This window comes from Halalkalibacter sp. AB-rgal2, from assembly GCF_041821005.1.
Lineage (GTDB): Bacteria > Bacillota > Bacilli > Bacillales > Bacillaceae_D > Halalkalibacter.
In genome coordinates, this window is record NZ_JBGUAV010000027.1 from 22,884 (window position 1) to 48,247 (window position 25,364).

Consider the following 25,364-nt stretch of genomic DNA (forward strand, 5'->3'; position numbering starts at 1 on the left):
ATAATAATGTACAAAGTTAATAGTAGTGTTGAGATTAAGAGAAGTATAATAAGGGCACTGAAAAGTTTGTTTTTCAACTTTTTCGGTGCCCTTTAAGCAATGTACTATCTTATCTATTTTGAAAAGCTTGATACGAGTGGTTTTTCAGTGTCAAGCGAGCAGCGAGTGAAGCAATTGATAGCCTAATTAAAGGTACAGAACAAGTTGATTTATCCTTTTTTAGTGTCTTCGGCGTAGTCCTTTTCTCCGTGCTTTCTTAAAGCGCAATCATTTATAAGTGGCGCAGAAATCTAATCAAGAAAGACGGAAGAGGATTTAGAGAAGAACGACGTCCTTCTTATGTTTCACGTTTCACTTTCATCATAGATCAAACCTTTTGTAATTGCTCAGCACGACTCATAAAAGAAAGGATGTGGATGTCTTGTTTGAAAATCAAAAAATCCTTCCCGCCGTTCGTAATATGAAAGACTTTGAAACATTTTTAAAAAGTAAATATGATTATGGCGTGTTTTTGGAGCTCCATATGTCGCAAATTAAAGCGGTGTTTGAAATGGCGAAGATGAAAGAGAAAAAAATGTTTCTTCATGCGGACTTAATACAAGGATTGAAAAATGATGAATACGCAGCTGAATATTTATGTCAAGAAGTGGGGCCGTATGGTCTCATATCCACGAAGGCCAATGTCATATTAAAAGCGAGGCAAAAAGGGGTGAAAGCGATCCAACGTATTTTCATCCTTGACTCTAATGCGCTGAAGCGGAATATTATGTTAATACAGAAGGCACAGCCCGATTATGTCGAGGTTCTTCCTGGTTTAATTCCGAAAGTGATTAAAGAAATTCACGAAAAGACAGCTCGCGACGTTTTCGCAGGTGGGCTAATTGATACGGTGGATGAAGTGGAAGAGGCATTGAATGCTGGAGCAAAGGCTGTAACAACGTCTAATACGAGCTTATGGCGTCGCTTGTATTGTTAGATTACTTTCTTTAAATGATTGCTTATGTATGGTATACTCATTAATAAGTTAATAGATTCGGTTGGAGACAAGGAGAGACCACACTCACAATGGAAGAAATTCCTTTGTGTTTGTAGTGGTCTCTCCTTTTTTCGTTGAACGATAGAAGTTTAGTCAAGGAGGGTGTCGGTTCCGTACGTTACACGTCGATCGGAAAGTGCTCTTCTTTCTGGTCGACGAAATTAAGGGAGAGCCTGCTGCACAGGCTTTCTTATAAAAAAAGAGGAGTGGTTTAAATGCGGGTAGATTTTTCTAGTAAGAAGCGCCAAGAAATGATTCATACAATGGGGAATAAAGAATATGATTTGTTTATAATTGGAGGAGGAATTACAGGTGCTGGTATTGCACTTGATGCTGCAGCACGTGGTCTGTCAGTTGCTTTAATAGACATGCAAGACTTCGCAGCAGGAACATCAAGTCGTTCCACGAAGCTTGTGCATGGTGGATTACGTTATTTAAAGAATTTTGAAATAGGTCTCGTTGCAGAAGTGGGGAAAGAAAGAGAAATTGTCTATGAAAATGGTCCACATGTTACATCACCAGAGTGGATGCTTCTTCCTATTTATAAGGGAGGTACTTTTGGCAAGTTTGCAACGTCGGTTGGCCTAAGGGCGTATGATTTCCTAGCCGGAGTGAAAAAGCATGAACGGCGTAAAATGCTAACAACAAAAGAAACATTACAAAAGGAGCCGTTGCTCAACCAAGAAGGACTTCTTGGTGGCGGCTATTATGTTGAATACAAGACAGATGATGCTCGATTAACGATTGAAGTATTAAAGGAAGCTGTCGCATTTGGAGCATGTGCGATTTCGTATGCTCGGGTATCGAGGCTACTGTATGATAATGGAAAAGTCATTGGGGGAGAGGTTAAGGATTTGCTGCATGCTGATCACACTTTTCAAGTGAAAGCAAAAAAAACGATTAATGCTACAGGCCCGTGGGTCGATTCAATCAGAGAGATGGATCAATCAAAAAAAGGCAAAGTGTTACGGTTAACAAAAGGAGTCCATTTAGTTATCGATCAAGCGCATTTTCCATTAAAACAGGCCGTTTATTTTGATACTTCAGATGGTCGTATGGTGTTTGCCATTCCTCGTGATGGGAAAGCATATGTCGGTACAACGGATACATTTTTTAATAAGGATACGAGTAATCCATATATGACGGATGAAGATCGAGAATACATCATTCGAGCGATCAATGGTATGTTTCCTAATGTTCATATAACAGCTGAAGAAATAGAATCAAGCTGGGCAGGGGTAAGGCCTCTTATTTATGAAGAAGGAAAAGATCCTTCTGAAATTTCACGTAAGGATGAGGTTTGGCATGCTGAATCAGGCTTAATGACGATCGCAGGTGGAAAGCTAACAGGTTATCGAAAGATGGCGGAAACAGTAGTGGATCAGGCAATAAAAGATTTGGATCAAGATTATCCACGATCTAATACGAAGAAGCTGCCGATTTCTGGTGGACATGTGGGTGGTTCTAAAGGTTTTGAGGATTTTATAAAGGAAGCGAATAATGATGCTCTAAATGAAGGGTTGACGAAGCAGCAAGCAAGATATTTAGTCCGATTATTCGGTTCAAACGTGACGACAGCACTTGACCTTAAGAAAGCTCTCAAAAATGAAGACCGTTTTGGTTTACCAGATGAATTATTTCTTGCTCTCCATTATGCAATGAATTATGAAATGGTCGTAAAACCTGAGGATTTTTTTATAAGACGTTCAGGGCTGCTCTATTTTAATTTGCGCTTAGTTGAACAATGGAAAGAGGGTGTGATTGAGTGTATGGCTCATACGTTACGATGGACACCAGATCAAAAGGAAAACTATGCGCATGGTCTGATGAAGCATATTCACCAGGCAATGACACCGATGAAGGAATAATTGTATAAACGAGGCTGGGACATAACTAAAGTGTCTATCTGGAAACCCGAACAAAAGATGAACGTAGCGAAGTATATGTCAGGAGCGGTACGTCGACCATCTATCATTGTACGGCTTTTCTTTTAGTTAAACCACTTTTGTCCCAGCCTCACACTTCCATTCTTTTGATTAGAAAATAAGAATATAAAGAAAACCAATCACTCCAGCTAAGCTCGCATAAAAGAGCATAGGTAAAATTGTTAGTCGAATAATGGTTCCTTCTTTTCCGATTAATCCTACAACGGAAGCTGCTGCGACTACATTTAATACACAAATCATATTACCAGCATTAGAGCCTAACACTTGAAGAGCAAGAATTCGCTCAGGAGGCAGTGCTAATTGATCAGCAACTGAAAACTGTAAAAGGGAAAACATCATATTACTGAATGTGGCACTTCCTGAAATAAAAGAGCCGAGTGCGCCAATAAAAGGAGCTACAAGTGGCCAACTGTTACCTAAATAATGTGCAGCTTGATTAGCAAGTTCTATCGGCATACTAACTAACTCCGCATTATTAACACCCGAGTTTATAAAAATTCTAACCATAGGAACAGCAGTGAAAAGTGTAACAGCACTCCCAATTAACATACCACTTGATTGTTTAACGGCTCGAGCTATCATCATTCCATTCATTTGATGAAAAAAGAATGTCAAAATTACAACGATAAGAAAAATAGTACCTGGTAAATAGAGTGGCGAGAATGTCGCACTAATAGACGTCCCAAAAATGTTCGTCCAGCCTATAACAACTCCTTCAAGCCAAGATTTAAAAGGTAACACTTCAAGTCTTGTCAGAACGAGTAAGAAACCGAGAGCTAAATAAGGAATCCAAGCTAACCATAAAGGAAGTGACCTGGAATGACCTTCCTCTGTTTTTAATATAATGGAACCAAGCCACTCTTTATTCCAATGTTCTTTTTTATCAAAATCCCAATTTTCCTCTGGGAGAAACCAGCTTTTTTTTATTGCTAATAACACAATGAACAATCCGATAAGCCCACCAAAGATGGAAGGGAATTCAGGACCAATAAACGTCGCAACTAGTAATGCAGGTAATGTAAAACTAATACCTGCAAATAATGCAAACTTCCACACTTTAAGTCCTTCTAGCCAGGATTGATTTTTTCCAAAAAAACGGGTTAACATCATTACTAATACAACTGGCATTAACGTACCGATAATAACGTCAATTTGCATGACCTGTGAAGCGATTATTCGCAAATAACTAGAGAGAGAAGCTTCGGTCATATAATTGTTAGTAATCGCGGCTAACTGCGATCCCTCTTGTAAACCTTGACCGATACCTACAATAACAGGCGTGCCAACTGCACCAAAAGAAACTGGACTGCTATCAGCAATTAGTGCAAGTGAAACAGCTGCCAATGGAGGGAACCCAAGTGCAACAAGAAGTGGAGCACCAATTGCTGCAGGAGTACCAAATCCGGCTGCTCCCTCAATGAAAGCTCCGAATAGCCAAGCAATTAGTATAAGTTGAATTCTGCGATCTTGACTTATGTCAAAAAAGCTATTTCGAATCGCATTAATCGCTTTGCTTTCTTTAAGAGTATTAAGTAGTAAAATAGCTCCAAAAATAATATATAAGATTGATAGGCCGATTAAAACCCCTTCTACGGATGATGCTACTAGTTGCACGAAAGGAACTTTCCAATAATAATAAGCAATGACAGCTGTAAAAAGTAAACTAATTGGCATAGCCTTTATTGCCGGCATTCTCAATACAATTAATAATAATAATACGATTGCAATTGGAGATAGTGCTATTAAAGTAGTCATTTTTCATCACCTTTCAGTTAACATCATCATCTGTTCCATTTAGTATACTATAGTTTGCTCAGTATTTCACAATATTATTTATAAAAAAAAGGCTAAATGGTGACGAAGTATACACTTCTTTTGTTTATACGAATTTAATGATGATTAGAAAGGATACTAAGTAACTAGCATCCTTTATGATGGATCATGAGTTGTGTAATAATTGAATTAATTGTATATAATCTTCTTCTAACCCGATATCAAATCGTTTCCCAGTTAACTCGTTAGCAAGTAGGGGATTATTGGTAAGAAAGGCTTTAAGAGCATCTGTTAATTGAATTTCACCAGAGGGATCAGGCTGTACAGTATCTAAATGCTTAAAAATAGTAGGTTGTAAAACGTAACGCCCAACTATTGCTAAATTTGTAGAAATTGGTGAACGAGGCTTTTCTACTAAATGGTTAATTTGATGTAGCTTATGTTGTAAAGGCTGACTCATTACAACTCCGTATTGGTGTAGGCGTTCTTTTGGTACTTGCATTACTCCTATAACAGATGCTTGTTTTTCAACATACGTATCGGTAAGGGCTTTTAAAGCAGGCTGATCACTAATGATTAAGTCATCAGGCAATAAAACGGCAAATGGTTCATCTTGAACAAATCGTTTAGCGAGTGAAAGCGCATGTCCTAATCCCTTTGCCTCTTGTTGTCGGACATATTCAATGTGAACATTTGGTAATGTCAATTTACTTAACAGGTGTGATTTTTGTTGTGCTTGTAAAAAAGCTTCAAGCTCTAACGAACGATCGAAATAGTCAATAATCGTATGCTTATTTCTTGAGACAATCATTAAAATTTCTTCAATGCCACAACTTATCGCTTCCTCTACAACATATTGAATGGCAGGCTTAGATTGAATAGGAAACATTTCCTTAGGTATAACTTTGGTTACTGGGAGTCTTCTCGTTCCGTAGCCTGCTGCTGGGATGACTGCTTTTTTTATTTTCAATGATATCCTCTCCCATAAATGATCATCGTTAAAAGTAGTTTATTCTCATTCAAATGACAAGTAAGTTGTCCGACTGAAAACAGGCTTTTTTGTATGAAAGCGTTAAATAAATAGACGCTTGAGGAAGAAAAGCGAAAGAAAAAGTAGAGTCCCGCAATGTACTAAAATGTTCTTATAAATGCTCTCTTAGAAGCTGAATGAAACGGATTGAACATGTAACGGTTTTATTAAGTGCACTTGTCATCATTTAGTAAGAGAAAACGACGACCAAATATTACTAGTAAATTGCAATCGGTACAAGGTGTGTTGACGCATTCCGAGTAAATGAGCTCTTCTATTGAGAATATATTGCTTCTGTTTCAGAAGAGTCTGTAGCGGGTATAGAAGAAGTATTAGCAACAGCTTAGCATTCAAATACGTCAGTGGGTCAGGCTTCAAATAGTGTGAAGAAATTAGATGAGGAAGTAATGAATTTAAATAAGTTAATACAGTAACTAAAGCTTGCATAACTAATTTGAACTGGTTATTCGGTGACATAGTTGATAAGTAGAGTGAGGAAGAGTGGTTGATACGAACGAATGAGTTTGTTGAAGCACTCTTCTTTTTTAAAACAGCATTGTAAAGTAGAAAGGGGGATTGTCATGAACAGTATAGTATCAAAAGCTAGGTCAGTTGAGGAAGCGATTGATATCGGCTTACAAATGCTAAATGCCAAAGAAAAACAAGTTGATATTGAAATTTTGCAAAATGGATCTGAAGGATTTGCTGGTATGAAAAAAAAGAAAGCCGTTGTTAAGTTGTCCATACGTCAACCTATGAAAACTGAAGTGGTTGACCCCCTTGTAGAAATGGAAGCGTTCTTTAAGCAAATTCAAAATGAAAGAGTAATTACGGATGAAGATAGTCAAAGTCAACAATTAAATAAGGAAGATACAAGTGCTCAACTACTTACTAGTAAACGATCAGGACCAGAGGTGTGGGTGGAGAATGGTCAGTTTTTTGTTAAAGGCAGTATTGATTGCTACGCAAGTGTTTCGCTAAGTGAAGAAATTATACTCTTAAAAAATGGTGAACGTATGACTGAAAAGAAGGTGTTCGTTTCGGAACATGATGTGATTGACATTCAAATCGTTAACGAATATGAGCAAGTAGACACAGAGTGGTTCTTTATGGTGGACGAACAAAAGTTAAGTGCAAAGTTAATCGTACACCCAGGTTATAAAATCCATCGATACTTAAAAGATGCTCCTCCGAATAAACATATTTATTTACAAATCAATGAGAAAAAAGAAGTAACAAATACTTTAACCTTCGAGCAAATCATTCGAGAATTAGAAACGTTGAAAATCGTTTATGGTATCAATTATAAAGAAATATCAAAGGCCATTCAATCAATGGTCCCTTGTGAATATGATGTAGCTTTAGGAAAAGAGTCAAAAGATGGACAAGATGGCTCGTTTGAAATCAAGGTTGAAACAGAAACAAAGAAACAGTTGGTCGAAGATGATCAAGGAAATATTGATTATCGTCAATCAATGAACATTCCTACTGTTAAAGGAGGACAAGTTATTGGGATTGTTCATCCACCTACCGAAGGGTTCGATGGAAGGACCATATTTAATGAAGTGATTCAAGCCAAGGAAGGTCAGTCCGTGAACATGAAATTAGGAGAAGGAGTCGAGTGCTTAGCAACTGGGAGTGTAATCGCATTACGTGAAGGTAGACCACAAATTGACAAACATGATCTATCTGTGAAGGTAAATGTTTACCCAAAACTTACGTATCAAGAGGATGTCACGATTCGAACAGGGAATATAGCATTTGATGGTGACATAGAGATATTAGGTCATGTAGTTGAAAAAATGAAGGTTAAAGCAGGGGGAGATATTTACATTTATAAGTCGGTAACTGAAGCGCAAATCATTTCACATAAATCCATTACAGTAAGAGGAAATGTAATCGGTTCTGAACTATCTGCAGGAAAGAACAGTAAGATAGCTGGTGAGTTAGGTCTTTTATTAAAAGTGATACTAGAGCAGGTTAATAGAATGATTGATTTATTAAAGCAGTTATCCGTGTCTCCATCGTTTCAAACAATTGATTTGAGGGCAAATGGGATTCAACCAATTGTCATTATGTTATTAGAAAAGAAATTTACTAGATTAAAAACAGTCATTGGTACGTTTATGAAAAAGGTTTACAACGATTATCAGTATATTGAGGATCGTAAATGGGGCGAAATTTCACATGAGCTTCGGAGAAATTTTTTAACGTTAACAAATAAGAAAGTGACGATTAAAGATTTACAAAAATTAGCACGACGTATGGAAAAAGTCATTTCCAACACGATCATAGCTGAAAAGGTTCAAACTATTACGGTTTCAGATGCTATCAATAGTCATTTATTTAGTAACGGAGCTATTCATGTCGTTGGTAAGGGTTGTGTCAATACAAAAATTTATGCGAACGGAAAAGTTGACATACTCGGTAAGTTTAGAGGAGGTTCGATTTATTCAGAAGAGGGAGTAAAGGTAAAGGAATTAGGCACATATGTAGGTACAAGAACAGTCGTTACTGTGCCAAGAGATAAACAGATAAAAGTAGGAAATGCCTATGAGGGAACGATTTTAAAGATAGGTGAGCAAGTATTTAGAGTGACTGATAAGCAATCCGACTTTATCGCAAGCTTCAATGGTGAGAGAATCATTTTGGACTATGAGTAATGTCGTAATATTTTTGCTTTGATTGGAATGGTTTTGATTAATAGGAAATGTAAAGGACACTGAAAAAGACAAGTCAACTTTTTCAATGTCCTTAACCAAAATGGGAGTTACACTCATGATTTGATGTTCCCGAACAATGATAGATGGAGGACGTAAACCGCTCCTGAAATATACTTCGCTTTCCGCAGGAAGCCGGTGAGCCTCCTCGTGCTTCGCACTGCGGGGTCTCACCCTTGGCTTTTCATCCCGCAGGAGTCTACGTATATTTCATCCGCTACGTTCATCTTTTGTTCGGGTTTCCAGATAGACACTTTAGTTATGTCCCAGCCTCTTGTAATGCTTAGACAAGAACAAAAATTATTATTTTTACGCAGATCTGTGCTTTTAAGTTAATAAAAAAACAAAAATAAACAAACATATATACAAGGCAAAACAAAGGTGTTATACTTTATTCAGAAGAAAAAACAACTAATCGGAGGTAATTATGGTACAAAATCTTTGGGATGAAGCAAATGCAGAAACGTTGAAGCCAGGATTAGATGAACTTGTATATCGCTCTAACTTAATCGGTACTGACCGAGCTGTGTGTAACTGGGGTGGCGGTAATACGTCAATGAAGACGACGGTTAAGGATTTCCGTGGGCGTGATGTTGAAGTGATGTGGGTTAAAGGTAGTGGGTCTGATTTAGCAACAATGGGAGCGAAGAATTTCACTGGTTTAAACCTTGAAGATATTCGTCCTTTAATCGAACGTGATGAAATGTCCGATGAAGAAATGGTTGCTTATTTAACACATTGTATGATTGATCATACACATCCACGTGCATCGATTGAGACGTTATTACATGCTTTTTTACCATTTAAGCATGTAGATCACACGCATCCTGATGCGATCATTAGTCTATGCTGTGCTCATAATGGGAAAGAGTTAGCAAAAGAGATTTTTGGTGATCGGTTTGTATGGGTACCATATGTAAGACCAGGGTTTACTTTATCAAAAATGATTGCAGAAGGTGTGGAGCTAAATCCGAATGCTGAACTTGTTTTAATGGAGAAGCATGGCTTAGTCGTGTGGGGAGATACTGCTCAGGAAAGCTATGATAAGACGATTTCTGTCATTAATGAAGCAGAGGCATTTATTAATAAACAAGCAAAAGGAAAGCAACCATTTGGTGGTCAGAAATATCAATCATTAACTGGTGAAGAGCAGCAAGAGTTGCTAGCACAAGTTATGCCAGTCATTCGTGGAGCCGTTAGTGATGAGAAGAAGATGCTTTTAACGTATGATACGGGTGATAAGATTGTAGAGTTCGTTAATAGCTATGATGCAGCTGAACTATCACAAGTAGGAGCAGCTTGCCCTGATCATCTCGTTCATACGAAAATGAAGCCATTGTTTGTTGATTGGGATCCATCATCGAAAAATGTGGAAAGTTTGACCGAAGCAATTAAAACGGGTGTTGAAACATTTAAGAGTGAATATCAAAACTATTTCAATGAAAATAAAAATGAAGGCGATGTTATGTTTGAACCAGCACCAAGAGTCATATTAATTCCAGGAATCGGTATGGTGAATACAGGGAAAAATGTCACAATGGCTAACGTAAGTGGAGCTCTTTATCACCGCGCAATTTCGGTTATGAAAGGTACGACTGCATTAGGAACATTTGTCTCTTTAAATGAAAACGAGTCTTATAACATAGAGTATTGGCCATTAGAGCTTTATAAACTATCATTGGCACCAGCAGAAGCAGAGTTTTCTAGACAGGTGGCATTTGTTACAGGTGGAGCTGGTGGAATCGGAAGTGAAACATGCCGCCAGTTTGTTGAACAAGGAGCCCATGTTGTTATAGCAGATTTAAACCTTGAAGGTGCTGAAAAAGTTGCGTCAGAGATTAATGAACAGTATGGTGACAAACGAGCTCTAGCTGTTAAAATGGATGTAACGAGCGAAGAACAAGTACAAGCAGCTTTAAAACAAGCAACTCTTGCATACGGTGGAATAGATATCATCGTTAATAATGCGGGACTAGCTACTTCTAGCCCTATTGAAGAAACAACTTTAAAAGAGTGGAATTTAAATATGGATGTTCTCGGTACAGGATATTTCCTTGTCGCACGTGAAGCATTCAAGGTGATGAAAGATCAAGGGATTGGCGGAAGTATGGTGTTTATCGGTTCAAAAAATTCAGTCTATGCTGGAAAAAATGCGTCTGCATATAGCTCTGTTAAAGCATTAGAGGTTCATTTAGCTAGATGTATTGCAGCTGAAGGTGGTCAATACGGTATTCGCGTGAACTCTGTATTACCAGATGCAGTCTTGCAAGGATCAGCTATTTGGGGCTCTAGATGGCGTGAAGAACGTGCTGCAGCTTATGGAATCGAACCAGATCAATTGGAGGAGCATTATCGTAAACGTACTACGTTACTTGTTAATATTTATCCAAAGGATATTGCTGAATCGATACTTTTCTTCTCCTCATCAAAAGCAGCTAAGACAACAGGTTGTATGATTACTGTTGATGGTGGTGTACCAGCAGCCTTTACTCGCTAAATAAAAGAATGGATGACTTGCCTCTGTAAGTAAACTTAAGAGGGCACTGAAAAGTTTGATCTTTAATTTTTCAGTGCCCCTTCATTGAAAAGGAGCATCGTCTGTCACAGTGGACTAACATATATAAAGCGCTTACTATTTATGGGGGGATAACATGAGTCAAAGTTGTCTAGCGGTCGATATTGGAGCTTCTAGCGGAAGAGTGATGCTTGGCCAATTGGCTAATGAGCAGCTTCAGCTAGATGAGATCCATCGTTTTAAGAATGAAATGATGGAAAAAAACGGGCACTTCTGTTGGGATATTGATACGCTTTTTTCAGAAATCAAAGCTGGATTAAAGAAATGTCGTGATTTTGACAGTAAACCAGTAAGTATCGGAATTGATACGTGGGCGGTCGACTTTGTTCTTTTAGATGAAAATGATCAGCTTATAACAGATGCTGTTGCATATCGTGATCCGCGTACCGATGGGATGATGGAAGAAGTTACAGAGATTATAAAAAAGGAACGTCTCTATTTAGATACCGGTATTCAATTTCAAAAGTTTAATACGATTTATCAGTTATATGCATTAAAGAAGCAGCAGCCTGAATTGTTAGAAAAAGCGAAAACGTTTTTAATGATTCCAGATTATTTTCATTTCTTACTAACGGGTAAAAAGGCTAATGAGTATACAAATGCAACAACGACACAACTAGTGAATGCTTTTACGAAAAAATGGGACAAAGAATTGGTTGATGCTCTAGGGTTACCTTTTAATATCTTTCAGCCAATCATTCTTCCGAAAGAAAAGCTTGGATCATTAAAGGAAGAATTAGTCGAGGAGCTTGGATTTTCTTTAGATGTTTATGTGCCTGCAACACATGATACTGGTTCGGCGGTATTGGCTGTCCCAGAAAACAATGAAACGATTTACATTAGCTCTGGAACTTGGTCTTTAATTGGAATAGAAAATTCATTTCCTATTTGTATTACGAAGGCATTAGATTATAATTTTACAAATGAAGGCGGAGTAGATTATCGCTTTAGGTTTTTAAAGAACATTATGGGACTTTGGATGATCCAAGAAGTGAAGCGCTTGTACGATGATGCGTATTCGTTTGCTGAGCTTGTCCAGTTATCTAAACAATACAGTTCGTTTACTTCTATTGTTAATGTCGATGATCAACGTTTCTTAAAGCCTGATGATATGATAAAAGAAATACAAGCATATTGTAAGGAGACAAAGCAGCAGGTTCCTCATCAACCTGGTGAAGTAGCTAAGTGTGTATTTGATAGCTTGGCTGAAAGCTATCAAAAGGCAATTGTGGAAATTGAAGAAATGATCGAAAAAGAATATGAAACAATACATGTTATCGGTGGAGGAAGTCAGAATGAGCAATTAAATCAGCTGATTGCTGATAAAACGAAAAAGGTTGTATGTGCAGGACCTGTTGAAGCAACGGCAATTGGGAATGTGGTTGCTCAATTAATGGCTTTAAGAGAATTAAATGAAATCGCAGATGCACGCAAGGTCATTGCGAATTCATTCGAGTTAAAGCGTTATCGTGCAATGACTAGTATCGAGGAGGGAATGGAATGAGTGACAATCAGGCATTTGAAAGTGCAAAAAAGGAATACGAGCAATGGGGTATTAATATTGATGAAGTATTTAAAACGTTAAAAAATATCCCGGTTTCGATTCATTGCTGGCAAGGTGATGATGTCGGTGGGTTTGAAGTGAATCGTGGTGAATTGTCTGGTGGGATTGACGTTACAGGGAACTATCCTGGTAAAGCACGGACACCTGAAGAGCTTCGTGCTGATATTGAAAAGGCGCTTTCTCTTATCCCAGGTAAGCATCGAATTAATCTTCATGCGATTTATGCTGAAACCGATGGTCAAGTAGTCGAAAGAGATAGGCTTGAGCCGAAGCATTTTGAGAAATGGGTCGCGTGGGCAAAGGAGCAGGGGCTAGGTCTTGATTTTAATCCGACGTTGTTTTCACATGAAAAGGCCGCAGATGGTCTTACATTAGCTCACCCTGATCCAAAAATCCGTCAATATTGGATCGATCATTGTAAAGCGAGCCGAAAAATAGGTGAATACTTTGGTCGAGAATTAGGAACATCTTGTTTAACGAACATTTGGATTCCTGATGGCTATAAAGATACGCCAAGTGACCGTTTAACCCCTAGACGTCGTTTAATGGAATCACTTGACGAAATCTTTGCTGAAGAAATAGACAAAAATTATTTAGTCGATGCTGTTGAGAGTAAGTTATTCGGAATCGGTTCAGAAGCATTTGTTGTTGGCTCACATGAATTTTATTTGAGCTATGCGCTTAAAAATGATGTAAATTGTTTATTGGATACGGGGCATTACCATCCAACTGAAATGGTTTCAAATAAAATTTCCGCAATGCTACTGTTCTTTGACCAGCTTGCATTACACGTATCTCGTCCAGTTCGATGGGACAGTGACCATGTCGTCACGTTCGATGATGAACTAAAAGAGATTGCAATGGAAATTGTTCGTAATGATGCACTAGATAAAGTGATGATTGGCCTTGATTTCTTTGATGCAAGTATTAATCGTGTGGCAGCATGGACGATCGGTACGCGAAATATGATCAAAGCATTGCTCTTTGCCTTGTTACTTCCTCATCGTCAATTAAAGGAACTCCAAGATAATGGAGATTTCACTAGACGTTTAGCTCTGTTAGAAGAGTTTAAAACGTATCCATTTGGAGTCATTTGGAATCAATATTGCCAGGAAATGAATGTACCTACAAAGGAAAATTGGCTGCAAGATGTAGAGGAGTATGAAGAGCAAGTTCTATCAAAACGTTCGTAAGTGTAGATGCAGTCAGGCACGTTTGCTTGTCTGCATTTCGCCTTTAGGTGAGAACGTTTCTCTTCAAACATTAACAAATGATATAGGTTAAAATAGAGATGATGTTAATAGAAATGAGGGATGAGGATGAAGGTTTCCTTATATATCACCTGTCTAGCAGATGTGTTTTATCCGAATGTAGGAAAGCATGTTGTTGAATTGTTAGAGCGAAATGGTTGCGAGGTCGATGTTCCTCAGCAACAAACATGCTGTGGACAGCCTGCTTATAATAGTGGCTATCATAAAGAAACGAGCGAGGTCGCTAAACATACGATTCGAACGTTTGAGGGAGCTGATTATGTTGTCATTCCTTCAGGCTCGTGTGGCGCGATGATACATGAATACCCACATCTGTTTAATGAAGAACTAGAATGGAAAATGCGTGCTGAATCATTAGCAAAAAAGACGTTCGAATTTACTCAATTCATTATGGACGTGTTAGGAATGGAGGATTTGGGGGCTGTTTTTCCTAAGAAGGTTACGTACCACACGTCCTGCCATATGACACGATTATTAGGAGTGAAGGATGCTCCTATAAAGTTGCTAAATCGTGTTGAAGGACTTGAATTTACGTCGCTACCTAATAAAGAGACGTGCTGTGGCTTTGGTGGGACATTCTCTGTCAAAATGGTGCCAATTTCTGAACAGATGGTCAATGAAAAGATTGAACATATAGAAGAGACAGATGCGGAAGTATTAGTAGGGGCGGATTGTGGTTGTTTAATGAACATTGGAGGAAGAATAAACCGTCAAGGCAAACCAATCAAAGTCATGCATATTGCAGAAGTGCTAAATACTCGCTCTTAAAGGAGGGGAATACAATGGCCATGAAAATCAGCGACGATCCATTTTTTGAGCGTGTTGATAAAGGGATTAATAATGACTTTATGCGCAAAGCGATGGTATCAGCGCAAGATCGTTTAAAGGATCGAAAATTAACGGCTCAAGAGGAGTTAGGGAACTGGGAGGACTGGCGTGAATTGTCTGAGGAAATTCGCCAGCATACACTTGAGCATTTGGATTATTATTTGGAGCAGTTGGCAGATAATGTTGTCAGTCGCGGTGGGCATGTTTTTTTTGCGGAGACAGCAGAGGAAGCCAATGAGTATATATCAAATGTTGTAAAGGAAAAAGAAGCGAAGAAAATTATTAAATCGAAGTCGATGGTCACTGAAGAAATTAATATGAATGAAGCACTTGAGAATCTCGGCTGTGAAGTGATTGAATCTGATTTAGGTGAATACATTTTGCAAATTGACGACCATGATCCTCCTTCACATATCGTTGCACCAGCACTTCATAAAAATAAAGAGCAAATTCGTGATACGTTTCATGAGAAGCTACAATATACGAAATCATCGAAGCCTGAAGAGTTAGCTTTATTTGCCCGCGAGCAATTAAGACAAGATTTTGTTCATGCCGATATTGGCATTACTGGCTGTAACTTTGCTGTGGCAGAATCAGGTGCAATTTCGCTTGTGACAAATGAAGGAAATGCTAGACTTGCAACGACACTACCAAAAACACAAATTACGGTAATGGGTATGGAGCGAATTGTTCCAACGTGGGAAGAACTAGACATTTTGGTTAGTATGCTTTGTCGAAGCGCTGTTGGGCAAAAGCTGACTAGCTATATTACAGGTTTAACAGGTCCAAAAGAAGAGGGTGATGTAGATGGACCAGAAGAATTTCACCTTGTCGTCGTTGATAATGGACGTTCGAATATATTAGGTACAGAATTCCAGTCTGTATTACAATGTATTCGTTGTGCTGCTTGTATTAACGTTTGTCCAATTTATCGACATGTTGGAGGACATTCGTATGGCTCAATTTACCCTGGTCCAATCGGAGCTGTTCTTTCGCCATTGTTAGGTGGTTACGACGATTACAAAGAGTTACCATATGCATCGAGCTTGTGTGCCGCTTGTACGGAGGCTTGTCCTGTTAAGATTCCGCTTCATGATTTGCTAGTCAAGCATCGTCGTAATATTGTAGAGGAGCAAAAAAAGGGAGGATTTGGTGAAAAACTAGCGATGAGAGGGTTCTCATTAGCAGCAAGTAACCCAGCGATTTTTAATTCTGCTACAAAATCAGCTCCTTTAATGATGAGTCCTTTTACAAAGGAAGGGAAGATTTCCAAAGGACCGGGACCAATTAAACCGTGGACCGATATACGTGATTTTCCTGAACCGAGTAAACAATCATTTAAGAAATGGTTTAAAGAGCGGGAGAAAGGAGGACACGAATAATGGTTAAAGGCAGTGTTCACCATAAAGAGCGCTTTTTAAACAATATTGCGAAAAGTCTAGGGAGAAATCGGATTCAAAAGGAGGTGAATCGTCCGAAATGGCGTAAGCAGCCTCAGTATGATGTGTTCAAAGGAGAAAGCCAGGATGAATTAGTTGAACGGTTAAAAGCTCACTGTACACATATTCATACAGATGTGATTCAAGTTCCACAACGACATTTAAACGAGAGTCTTGATAAAATTGTTAACGAATTACAAGGAGAATCAATCGTTTATTGGGATGATCCACGATTTGATGAATATGGTTTAACGGACTATTTAAATGATTCTACGTCTTCTGTGCATAGATGGGACCCTGAGCTTGGGCAAAAAAATGTTCAAATTGCTGAGCAAGCTCATATAGGGATTACTTTTTCTGATATTACGCTAGCAGAATCAGGAACGGTTGTTTTATTGAGTGATCAAGGTAAAGGTCGGTCTGTAAGCTTGCTACCGACGTATTATGTTGCGATTATTCCTAAAAGTACGATTGTACCAAGAATGACACAAGCAACTGAAATGCTCCACAACATGCAACAAGAAAAGGGATATGTTCCGTCTTGTGTAAACTTTATTTCTGGACCTAGTAATAGCGCTGATATTGAGATGAACTTAGTCGTAGGTGTTCATGGGCCTATTCGTGCTTATTATATGATTGTTGAAGATCGATAAAAGGGATGTCCTAACAGGTATTAAACGTACCTTATGGACATCTTTTTTAGAAGGAAATGATCGAAACGTTGTCGAATATAGTTTAAGGAAGAACAAAAAAGGAGGACACTGAAAAAGTACAAATCAACTTTTTCAGTCCCTTTAATTTGAATAGCAATGTCTTCACGCGTTGCTCACTTGATACGAATAACCCATTCTTATCAAGCCTTTCAAAACAGGCAACGGTTGCGTTCATTGCTTAAAGGGCACCAAAAAAGAAGGGGTTTGCATGTATGTCAGAAACGATTGTTTCATTAGAAAAAGTGAGTTGGAGACAAGAAGGCCGTATAATTTTAGATGAAATTACATGGCGCGTTCAACGAAATCAACATTGGGTTATTTTAGGTTTAAATGGTTCTGGTAAAACGTCCCTTTTAAATATGATTACAGGATACCTTTGGCCTTCAAAAGGTAACGTTTGTGTATTAGGTCATGAGTATGGCAAAGTAAATATTCCAGAATTGCGAAAATCGATTGGTTGGGTCAGTTCAGCATTAGATCAGCAAGTAGCCAATCGATTAGATGATGTGTTAGATGTTGTCATTAGCGGAAAGTATGCTTCGATTGGCCTGTATGAAAAATCATCCATGGAAGATAAGTTGAAAGCAAGCGACATCGTTGAAACATTAGGAATATCACATTTGCAAAATAGCTACTTTTATAAGCTATCTCAAGGGGAAAAGAGGCGTGTGTTAATTGGAAGAGCATTAATGGCTAACCCAGACATATTAATATTAGATGAGCCTTGCAATGGATTGGATTTATATGCGAAAGAACAGTTCCTTTTCATGCTTAAGCAATTTGCCGGTGATAAAGGAGGTCCCACGATTATTTATGTCACACATCACATTGAAGAAATGATTTCAGCATTTACGCATGTATTATTATTACGCGATGGAAAGGTTGTTGCAGCAGGAGAAAAACGTGATGTACTAACAAAAGAAACATTAACTAAAGTATACAACCTATCAGTAGATATAACGTGGAAGCATGATCGCCCTTGGTTACACGTGAGCGAGTAAGCAAATCAGTCGACCAACAATGAATCATTCTGTACAATAATGTTATGAATGAGAAGAAATGAGGAGATGCGAATGTTTAATGATTCTTCGATGGATTGGAAGGATCTAGATCAAGATGAGTTTCGTATTCTTGTATATAAAACGATTTATGATTTAGAAAGGCAAAATGCAAGTCGGCTGCTGCCACAATTTTTGCGTCATGTATACGAGGAGTACCGAATGGTGGAAATGGCTAAGAAAATTGGCTTATATCCGTCAAGTTCATCTGTGACGGTGATTGCAGCTGAGCAGCTAAAAATGCCTGTTGGTACGTATGAAGCTTTTTTGGATCAAGCGCATACGAGAATTGAATTACTGCTGCAAAAGGACAATGATGAAAATGAGCAATAAAAAAATGACGAGGGTATGACCAAACGAAGGATGATTTGGTTATACCTTTTTATATTATTTGAATTGACAAGCTGAATGGAACGAATCAAGGTGGAAGTGGATTCTAGGAACAGCTGCTGAGCGCTTTTCTTACATAATTAACTTTTTACCGTCAATACTAATGCTAGAAGGGAGTTGATGATGTTGGATAAATCAGACAAGCAGCATGCAGATCACATTGCAACGAAATCATATCAACCAAGTTATTATAAAAGTGAAAAAGAGGCGAAAAAAGGGTATAGCTGTCACTCATGAGCAAGTTTCAGATACATTAACAGAGGGTACGATTGAATATGAGAATGAAGCACAACCATTTAATAAGAAGGATAAATAACGAAGGGAGGAGCTTATATGTTCCAAAAGCGTTCAAATAAAGGGGTTATTACGAGTTCGATCATTGGTGGTGTAGTAGGTGCTGCTAGTGTAATGATGTTTACAACAGATACGGGAAAACAAGTTATGAAAAGAGCAAAAAAAGCGTACCCGTCTTTGTCACGTACTTTATTAGAGCTTGGAGAGGAATGGAAAGAAGAAGTTGATGACATCATGAATCAATCAAAAAGTAAACCGAATCGTTCTGATGATGTGAATGAAAAAAGTGATATTGGTTCTTTAATCGAGCAAGTTGTTGAAAGAGATGAAAAAGCAAATGAATAGAAGATGCTATAAAAAGTGGGATCGTTTAAATTGATCTCGCTTTTTTTTATTTATGATTGAATATAACATTTTAACGAAAGATAGGTTATTCATTTTTCCATCAAATGATCTATGATAAAATGGGATGAACTCACTCAAATGAATGAGTGTATTGGAATGATGGTTAAGGTGGGAGTTATCGTGGAATTTCATTGGAATGCTTTCGTTAATTCATTAAATCGAATTGAATGGTATGATATAGGAATTGCTTTGCTTATTTTCTTAGTATTTTTGCTTTTCCGTAAACTATTTACTAAGTATATCTTCAGATTAATAGTAGCTTTGTTAAAGAAGACGCCAACCGCAGTGTTCTCGAATTTGTTACTTTCATTTGAGCAGCCATTAAGAGTGTTTTGGGCGGTTTTAGGTACATATTTAGCGCTCGTCTACTTGCCTTTTAATATTACAACAATTGAATTTGTCGCTCATGTGTATCGCTCGATTATCATCATATTAGTTGGCTGGGGATTATTTAATTACACGTCTTCTCACTCATTGTCTCTTATAAAAGTTATTAGTAAAATAGATGATGATGAAGATAGTATGCTCATTCCGTTTATATCGAAGGTGTTACAAGCGGCTGTCTTAGCACTCATTATCATCGTGGTCATTAGTGAGTGGGGCTTTGATATTAGTGGATTTATTGCAGGTCTTGGATTAGGAGGACTGGCCTTTGCGCTAGCGGCTCAAGATACAGTTGGCAATTTTTTTGGTGGTGTCGTGATTATTACAGAGAAACCGTTTAAGAAAGGTGAATGGATTCAGACTCCGACCGTTGAAGGAATTGTTGAGGATATTACGTTTAGAAGTACACGTATCCGGACTTTTGCTGATTCTGTTATTACGGTTCCTAACTCGACATTAGCAAATGAGCCGATTACGAACTGGTCACAAATGGGGAAACGACGAATTACCTTTAATTTAGGAGTAACCTATTCTACTCCAAGGGAAAAGCTGGAGCGCTGTGTGAAAAAAATTGAGCAGCTTTTATATGATCATGAAGAGGTTGATAAGGAATTAATTATCGTTCGCTTTAGTGAATTTAACGATTCTAGCTTAGACATTTATATTTATTTTTTCACCAAATCAATCGTTTGGTTGGAATGGTTTGCCACGAAGGAAGACATTAACTTCAAAATAATGAATATTTTGAAGGAGGAAGGCGTTTCCGTTGCATTCCCGTCACGAAGTATTTATATGGAAAGGTCTGATGGTGATCGTACGGAAGGATAGAAGGAAAGTAAGACAGTATGATGAGAGCGAGTGTGCTCTTATTGTACTGTTTTTTTAGTTAGAACGGCTACATGTGTGGAAGGAGCAATCATGTAGTGGAAGTCGTGCAAAATCAAGATTGCTTCATATGTCCGATTTATAGTGGTTACGTGATAGTAAGTTTCATTTCATAATTAGAGTCATTTAGTAAATGCTATGAGGAGAGTGAATTTTAGACGCATAGGAGTCATGCCATCATGAAAAATTTAACCGCTACGTATAAAATATCGATTGTTGTTGCCCTTGTTTTTGTGTTATGGGGGGCTTTATTCCCGAACCATTTAGAACGAATCATGAATGACGCGCAAGCTTTTTTTCTTAATGCTTTTGGTTGGTTTTATAATTTAACCGCTTCGTTTTTCTTAATTTTTGCTCTGGCATTAATTTTTAGTCGATATGGCAAAATCAAGTTAGGAAAAGATACGGATCAGCCTGAGTTTAGTCGACCTACATGGTTTGCGATGTTATTTAGTGCAGGAATGGGAATCGGTTTATTATTTTATGGTGTTTCCGAGCCGATTTCTCACTTTGCAGCACCACCAATGGGAGAAGGAGGTACACAAGATGCTGCGTTATTAAGTTTAAGGTATACGTATTTACATTGGGGATTTCATGCGTGGGCTATTTATGCAGTTGTCGCTCTTTCTTTAGCTTTTTTTAAGTTTCGCAAGGATGCACCTGGATTAATGAGTGCGACGTTAAGACCTGTTTTCGGAAATCGCGTGAGGGGACCGCTCGGTTATACAGTCGATATATTTGCTGTCTTTGCGACCTTGTTTGGGGTATGTGCATCACTAGGGCTAGGGGCGCAACAGATTAATGCAGGACTAAATTATTTAATCGACATTCCTGTTTCATTCATGATTCAACTAATCATTATCGGAGTTATTACCGTCTTATTTATTATTTCTGCTAGCACAGGTATTAAAAAAGGAATTCGCTATTTAAGTAATACGAACATGGTGCTTGCTGTATTGTTATTAATCATGATGGTCATTGTTGGACCTACTTTGTTTTTGCTAAATTTATTTACCCATACTTTAGGCGAGTATGTTCAACATTTACCACAAATGGGCTTACGCCTCTCACCTTTCAATGAGGAACGAGCAGCGTGGACGCAAGGGTGGACAATTTTTTATTGGGCTTGGTGGATTTCGTGGTCTCCTTTCGTAGGAATGTTTATCGCGCGTGTCTCAAGAGGCCGTACCGTACGTGAGTTTACGATTGCAGTCTTAATTGTACCGACACTTGTTTGTGCATTTTGGTTTGCGATGTTTGGAGGTACGGGTATTTACTTGGATTTAATTGAGGGTATTGATGTGTCAAGTAAAAGCTTGGAAACTGCTTTATTTTTTGTATATGAACAGCTGCCAGGTGGTGGGTTACTTTCCATCGTAACGGTGCTTTTAATAACGACTTTCTTTATTACATCTGCAGACTCTGCCACATTTGTTTTAGGGATGCAAACAACAGACGGGCAGATTGAACCACCGATTTTTATCAAAATTTCGTGGGGGGTTATATTATCCGCTTCTGCTGTTGTTCTTATGGCTACTGGAGGATTAAATGCCCTTCAAACAGCAATCATTGTAAGTGCCTTTCCACTTACCATTATTTTGTTAATAATGAGCATTGGTATGCTACGTGCTTTCAAGTCAGAAGTAGAACCGAAACGTAAAAGGATAAAGCACAAACAGTAATGATAATTGTGAGAGCTTGGGCAAAAATGTAGTGAAAATGAGTTGCGAACACATATACACCGGGCACGTAAGTCGCTCGTGTAATACCCTTCGGTTTCCGTAAGAAGCTCTCGCATTTTTCTTAAACACAAAAAATAATTAAATTCATCGTTCTTGTTTATTCACGTATAAAGGTGGGAATGGATACATATATAAGAGAATAGTACAAGAAAGGTTATTAACAATAGCTACTATAGAGGTGAAAGAATATGAGAGGGAAAATGATTGTTGCCATTGCTGTACTACTCATGCTACTAACTGGCTGTGGACAAGTATCGGGAGACGTGAACCAGCATGCAAATGCCGCCGTTAAGATAAATTATGATTCTGTTGAAAGGGAAATTGCTGAGCAGCATGAACCTGAATCTGTAAGCTTTGATTGGATTGAAAAAGGCTATAGTGGTATCTTTGCTCCGACTAATGACCGGCTTGGTGAAACATTTGATCAAATCACTGAACGTGAAGGTGAGCCAATTGAAACGGGTTATTATGAAGGTGGAGTATATTTACAATTTGAACGAGTAACGTTTTTTATAAATCCTCAAACGCAAAGAAGCGTAGCGATTGCTTTGCAAATTGAAGAGGAAGCATTAACAGAAAAAGAGTTGAAGAAAGCTCTTGGAACACCTGATGTAAGTGAAATGAATCATATGGATGGGTATTGGATGTTTAGCTATGATTTGGATGAGTATGAGTTAATGTTCGAAGCAAAATCTAAAGATGATATCATAGAGTATGTATGGTTACGAGAAATATTATAGAAATACAAATTCAGGCGACTAAATGAGTATCAAAGAGGATTATGGAGGGCATCGAATATATTTAAAAAACAAACTTTTTCGGTGCCCTTGATTATAAGTGCTAGATTGAGACTCTTTAGACCGTAGACAAAACGCCTTTGAGAAAAAAATCTCAAAGGCGTTTTTACGTTGTTTTTAGTTATATTATTGAGATAGAAAAACGGTCTGTTTTTCCTCTATTCAAAGAGGACGGGATGGGAGGGCCGACTCTTGCAGCCGGTTCGTTCAACGCCCGCCTGCGGAAAGAGTGCCCCCCATCCCGGGAGCGAGAGCAAAGCTCCCTTTCAAGTCCGAAGTAAACGAGCACTTTTTCAGTGGACTCAGGAAAGGGCAGGCTGAAGAGCCTTTTTGATGCTCTTTTTTCTCGTAATGAGCGTAATTGTAGTGTGTTACTAGAAGTCTGCTCATAAATGTATACTTTTTTAAGGGTTATGATTGCATTTTTGATAGTAAATCATTATCATTATGAAGAGATTGTTATTACAGGAGGATTTGAAAATGAAAATGATGGACGCAAATGAGATTATTCAATTTATCTCACAAAGTGAAAAGAAAACACCTGTTAAGGTACATATTAAAGGTCAATTAGATTCAATTGATTTTGGAGCAGACACGAAGGCTTTCGTAACGGGGAATGTAGGGATATTATTCGGTGAATGGAGCCAAATTGAATCTGCTTTAAAAGAAAATGAACAGCTTATAGAAGATGTAGTTGTTGAAAATGATCGTCGTAATTCAGCGATTCCACTTCTTGATATGAAAAACATTCAAGCTCGTATTGAACCAGGTGCAATTATCCGTGACCAAGTTGAAATTGGTAAAAATGCTGTAATCATGATGGGAGCAAGCATTAATATCGGTTCTGTGGTTGGTGCAGGTACGATGATCGATATGAATGTAGTCATGGGTGGACGAGCTACTGTAGGGGACAATTGTCATATTGGAGCTGGCTCCGTGTTAGCAGGAGTAATCGAACCACCTTCTGCCAAGCCTGTAGTTGTCGAAGATGATGTAGTCGTTGGTGCCAATTGTGTCATTTTAGAGGGAGTAACAGTTGGAAAAGGTGCTGTTGTTGCAGCTGGCGCGATCGTAACAGAAGATGTCCCTCCTAATACAGTTGTTGCTGGTACACCGGCTCGTGTTATTAAGGAAATCGACGAAAAGACTAAAGGGAAGACTGAAATTAAGCAAGAGCTTCGACGCTTGAATGAGGATGACTAAGAAGTTTGTGATGAAAGTAGCTTTGTCGAATTCGACAAAGCTCTTTTCATAGAGGTACAGATTTGAGCAACACAATGCTATTTAGAAAGAAGGGTATATAGTTGTCTACGAACTGGATAGAACGAGATCAACGAGCGATTATGTCAACGTATGGACGCCTTCCGATCGTCATTAATCGTGGCGAAGGAAACTACGTTTATGACGAAGAAAACAAAAAATATTTAGATTTATTTACTGGACTAGCTGTAAATATTTTAGGGCATTCTCATCCAACCGTTTTAGAAGCTTTGCAAGAACAAGCAGGGAGATTTATGCACATTTCTAATTATTTTTATAATAAGCCGGCCATTACACTAGCCGAGAAACTGATTGAATTATCGGTAGAAGGGAAAGTATTCTTTACTAATTCAGGAGCGGAGGCGACTGAAGCAGCTTTGAAGCTTATCCATAAATGGTCTAAGAAGCAAAATTCAGCGAGGAATGGTGTAGTTGTTTTGAAAAGAAGCTTCCATGGGAGAACGTTAGGTGCTCTGAAGCTCACTAGGCAGCAAGGTGTATATCAAGATTTTCCTGTTACTTCAATGCCTGTATACGAAGTAGAGCCAAATGATTGCGAGGCGTTATCCAACATTTTTGAAACGGAGCGTCCCGCCGCTGTTATTGTCGAACCTGTACTTGGCTCAGGTGGGATTGTGACTTTAACGGCAGAATATTTACAACATATGGAGCAGATGTGCAAGAAGCATCAAGCGCTTTGCTGTATGGATGAAATTCAAACTGGAGTGGGTAGAACGGGCACGTTCTTTGCTTATGAGCATGCAAGTATTACTCCTGATGTTATATTGTTTGCAAAAGGAATGGGTGGTGGCTTGCCTTTAGGTGGAGTGATTGTGGCTGATTCTTATACAGACTTATTACAGCCTGGAGATCATGGAACGACCTTCGCTCCGGCTCCTTTAAGTTCAGCGCTTGGGAATGCGGTGATTGAAGTGTTAATCGATCGAGGTCAGATGGAGAAAGGGAGGAAAGTGGCCGATGAGCTTCATGATCAACTACAATCCTTAAAGAATCGAAACGGTGAACTCATTAATGACATTCGTGGAAAAGGAATGATGATAGGGATTGTTCTGTCATTAACTGCGTTTGAAGTGAAAACGATCCAGAAGAATTTATTAGAAAAAGGTTTAATGGTTGATGTTACTCAGCAAACGATTATACGTTTATTACCGCCGATGACTTTAACGAAAGTAGAAGTTGAACATTTTATGAAAGAGCTTGAATACGAGCTTCTACACATAAGGGGAATGTGAT

The 25,364-nt window shown here is 38.4% G+C and carries 20 protein-coding genes; 18 read left to right on the top strand and 2 right to left on the bottom strand.

Annotation, left to right across the window (positions count from 1 at the left end):
* Window positions 1–421 precede the first annotated feature (421 nt).
* Both ACERJO_RS17280 and ACERJO_RS17285 read left to right on the top strand, forming a co-directional pair.
* Window positions 422–976: a glycerol-3-phosphate responsive antiterminator gene (locus ACERJO_RS17280; protein WP_373648285.1), complete on the top strand. Its 555-nt coding sequence runs from the start codon at window positions 422–424 to the stop codon at window positions 974–976.
* A 275-nt stretch (window positions 977–1,251) separates the two neighbouring features.
* Window positions 1,252–2,904, top strand: a complete 1,653-nt coding sequence (locus ACERJO_RS17285; protein WP_373648286.1) for a glycerol-3-phosphate dehydrogenase/oxidase — start codon at window positions 1,252–1,254, stop codon at window positions 2,902–2,904.
* A gap of 168 nt (window positions 2,905–3,072) precedes the next feature.
* Here the strand turns inward: ACERJO_RS17285 and ACERJO_RS17290 are convergent, their stop codons facing one another.
* On the bottom strand, window positions 3,073–4,737 hold the full coding sequence (locus tag ACERJO_RS17290) for an L-lactate permease (RefSeq protein WP_373648287.1): 1,665 nt from the start codon (window positions 4,735–4,737) through the stop codon (window positions 3,073–3,075).
* Window positions 4,738–4,921: 184 nt separating this feature from the next.
* Complete coding sequence (locus tag ACERJO_RS17295; RefSeq protein WP_373648288.1) at window positions 4,922–5,725, bottom strand: UTP--glucose-1-phosphate uridylyltransferase; 804 nt, start codon at window positions 5,723–5,725, stop codon at window positions 4,922–4,924.
* 641 nt (window positions 5,726–6,366) lie between these two features.
* On the opposite strand from ACERJO_RS17295, the gene ACERJO_RS17300 reads away from it, so the two are divergent.
* The 16 genes from ACERJO_RS17300 to ACERJO_RS17375 all read left to right on the top strand — a co-directional run bounded on the left by ACERJO_RS17300 (window position 6,367) and on the right by ACERJO_RS17375 (window position 25,363).
* Window positions 6,367–8,448: a flagellar assembly protein A gene (locus ACERJO_RS17300; RefSeq protein ID WP_373648289.1), complete on the top strand. Its 2,082-nt coding sequence runs from the start codon at window positions 6,367–6,369 to the stop codon at window positions 8,446–8,448.
* Between the two features lie 484 nt (window positions 8,449–8,932).
* Window positions 8,933–11,002: a bifunctional aldolase/short-chain dehydrogenase gene (locus ACERJO_RS17305; protein WP_373648290.1), complete on the top strand. Its 2,070-nt coding sequence runs from the start codon at window positions 8,933–8,935 to the stop codon at window positions 11,000–11,002.
* Window positions 11,003–11,156: 154 nt separating this feature from the next.
* Window positions 11,157–12,584 (top strand): rhamnulokinase, encoded by a 1,428-nt coding sequence (gene rhaB / locus ACERJO_RS17310; protein ID WP_373648291.1) that lies wholly within the window; start codon window positions 11,157–11,159, stop codon window positions 12,582–12,584.
* A complete protein-coding gene (gene rhaA / locus ACERJO_RS17315) occupies window positions 12,581–13,837 on the top strand; it encodes an L-rhamnose isomerase (protein ID WP_373648292.1) in 1,257 nt (418 codons plus the stop codon). The genes rhaB and rhaA overlap by 4 nt, the downstream gene beginning before the upstream one ends.
* A gap of 126 nt (window positions 13,838–13,963) precedes the next feature.
* Window positions 13,964–14,683 (top strand): (Fe-S)-binding protein, encoded by a 720-nt coding sequence (locus ACERJO_RS17320; protein ID WP_373648293.1) that lies wholly within the window; start codon window positions 13,964–13,966, stop codon window positions 14,681–14,683.
* A gap of 14 nt (window positions 14,684–14,697) precedes the next feature.
* Entirely contained in the window at window positions 14,698–16,125 is a 1,428-nt protein-coding gene (locus ACERJO_RS17325; RefSeq protein ID WP_373648294.1) for a LutB/LldF family L-lactate oxidation iron-sulfur protein, read from the top strand.
* Entirely contained in the window at window positions 16,125–16,835 is a 711-nt protein-coding gene (locus ACERJO_RS17330; protein ID WP_373648295.1) for a LutC/YkgG family protein, read from the top strand. Before ACERJO_RS17325 ends, ACERJO_RS17330 begins: the two co-directional genes overlap by 1 nt.
* Window positions 16,836–17,107: 272 nt before the next feature.
* Window positions 17,108–17,896 (top strand): ABC transporter ATP-binding protein, encoded by a 789-nt coding sequence (locus tag ACERJO_RS17335; protein WP_373648296.1) that lies wholly within the window; start codon window positions 17,108–17,110, stop codon window positions 17,894–17,896.
* A 72-nt stretch (window positions 17,897–17,968) separates the two neighbouring features.
* Window positions 17,969–18,286 (top strand): hypothetical protein, encoded by a 318-nt coding sequence (locus ACERJO_RS17340; protein ID WP_247106454.1) that lies wholly within the window; start codon window positions 17,969–17,971, stop codon window positions 18,284–18,286.
* 217 nt (window positions 18,287–18,503) lie between these two features.
* Window positions 18,504–18,659: a DUF4025 domain-containing protein gene (locus ACERJO_RS17345; protein ID WP_373648297.1), complete on the top strand. Its 156-nt coding sequence runs from the start codon at window positions 18,504–18,506 to the stop codon at window positions 18,657–18,659.
* Between the two features lie 17 nt (window positions 18,660–18,676).
* Entirely contained in the window at window positions 18,677–18,982 is a 306-nt protein-coding gene (locus ACERJO_RS17350; RefSeq protein ID WP_247106456.1) for a YtxH domain-containing protein, read from the top strand.
* Window positions 18,983–19,162: 180 nt separating this feature from the next.
* Window positions 19,163–20,254, top strand: a complete 1,092-nt coding sequence (locus ACERJO_RS17355) for a mechanosensitive ion channel family protein (RefSeq protein ID WP_373648298.1) — start codon at window positions 19,163–19,165, stop codon at window positions 20,252–20,254.
* A 236-nt stretch (window positions 20,255–20,490) separates the two neighbouring features.
* Entirely contained in the window at window positions 20,491–21,993 is a 1,503-nt protein-coding gene (locus tag ACERJO_RS17360; protein ID WP_373648299.1) for a glycine betaine uptake BCCT transporter, read from the top strand.
* A gap of 248 nt (window positions 21,994–22,241) precedes the next feature.
* A complete protein-coding gene (locus ACERJO_RS17365) occupies window positions 22,242–22,793 on the top strand; it encodes a DUF4309 domain-containing protein (protein ID WP_373648300.1) in 552 nt (183 codons plus the stop codon).
* Between the two features lie 537 nt (window positions 22,794–23,330).
* The gene (gene dapD, locus ACERJO_RS17370; protein WP_247106463.1) at window positions 23,331–24,053 is read left to right on the top strand and encodes a 2,3,4,5-tetrahydropyridine-2,6-dicarboxylate N-acetyltransferase; all 723 of its coding nucleotides are present in this window, start codon (window positions 23,331–23,333) and stop codon (window positions 24,051–24,053) included.
* Window positions 24,054–24,193: 140 nt separating this feature from the next.
* Window positions 24,194–25,363 carry an aspartate aminotransferase family protein gene (locus ACERJO_RS17375; RefSeq protein WP_247106483.1) on the top strand — a complete coding sequence of 390 codons (1,170 nt, stop codon included), beginning with the start codon at window positions 24,194–24,196 and terminating at the stop codon, window positions 25,361–25,363.
* Window position 25,364: the final 1 nt, after the last annotated feature.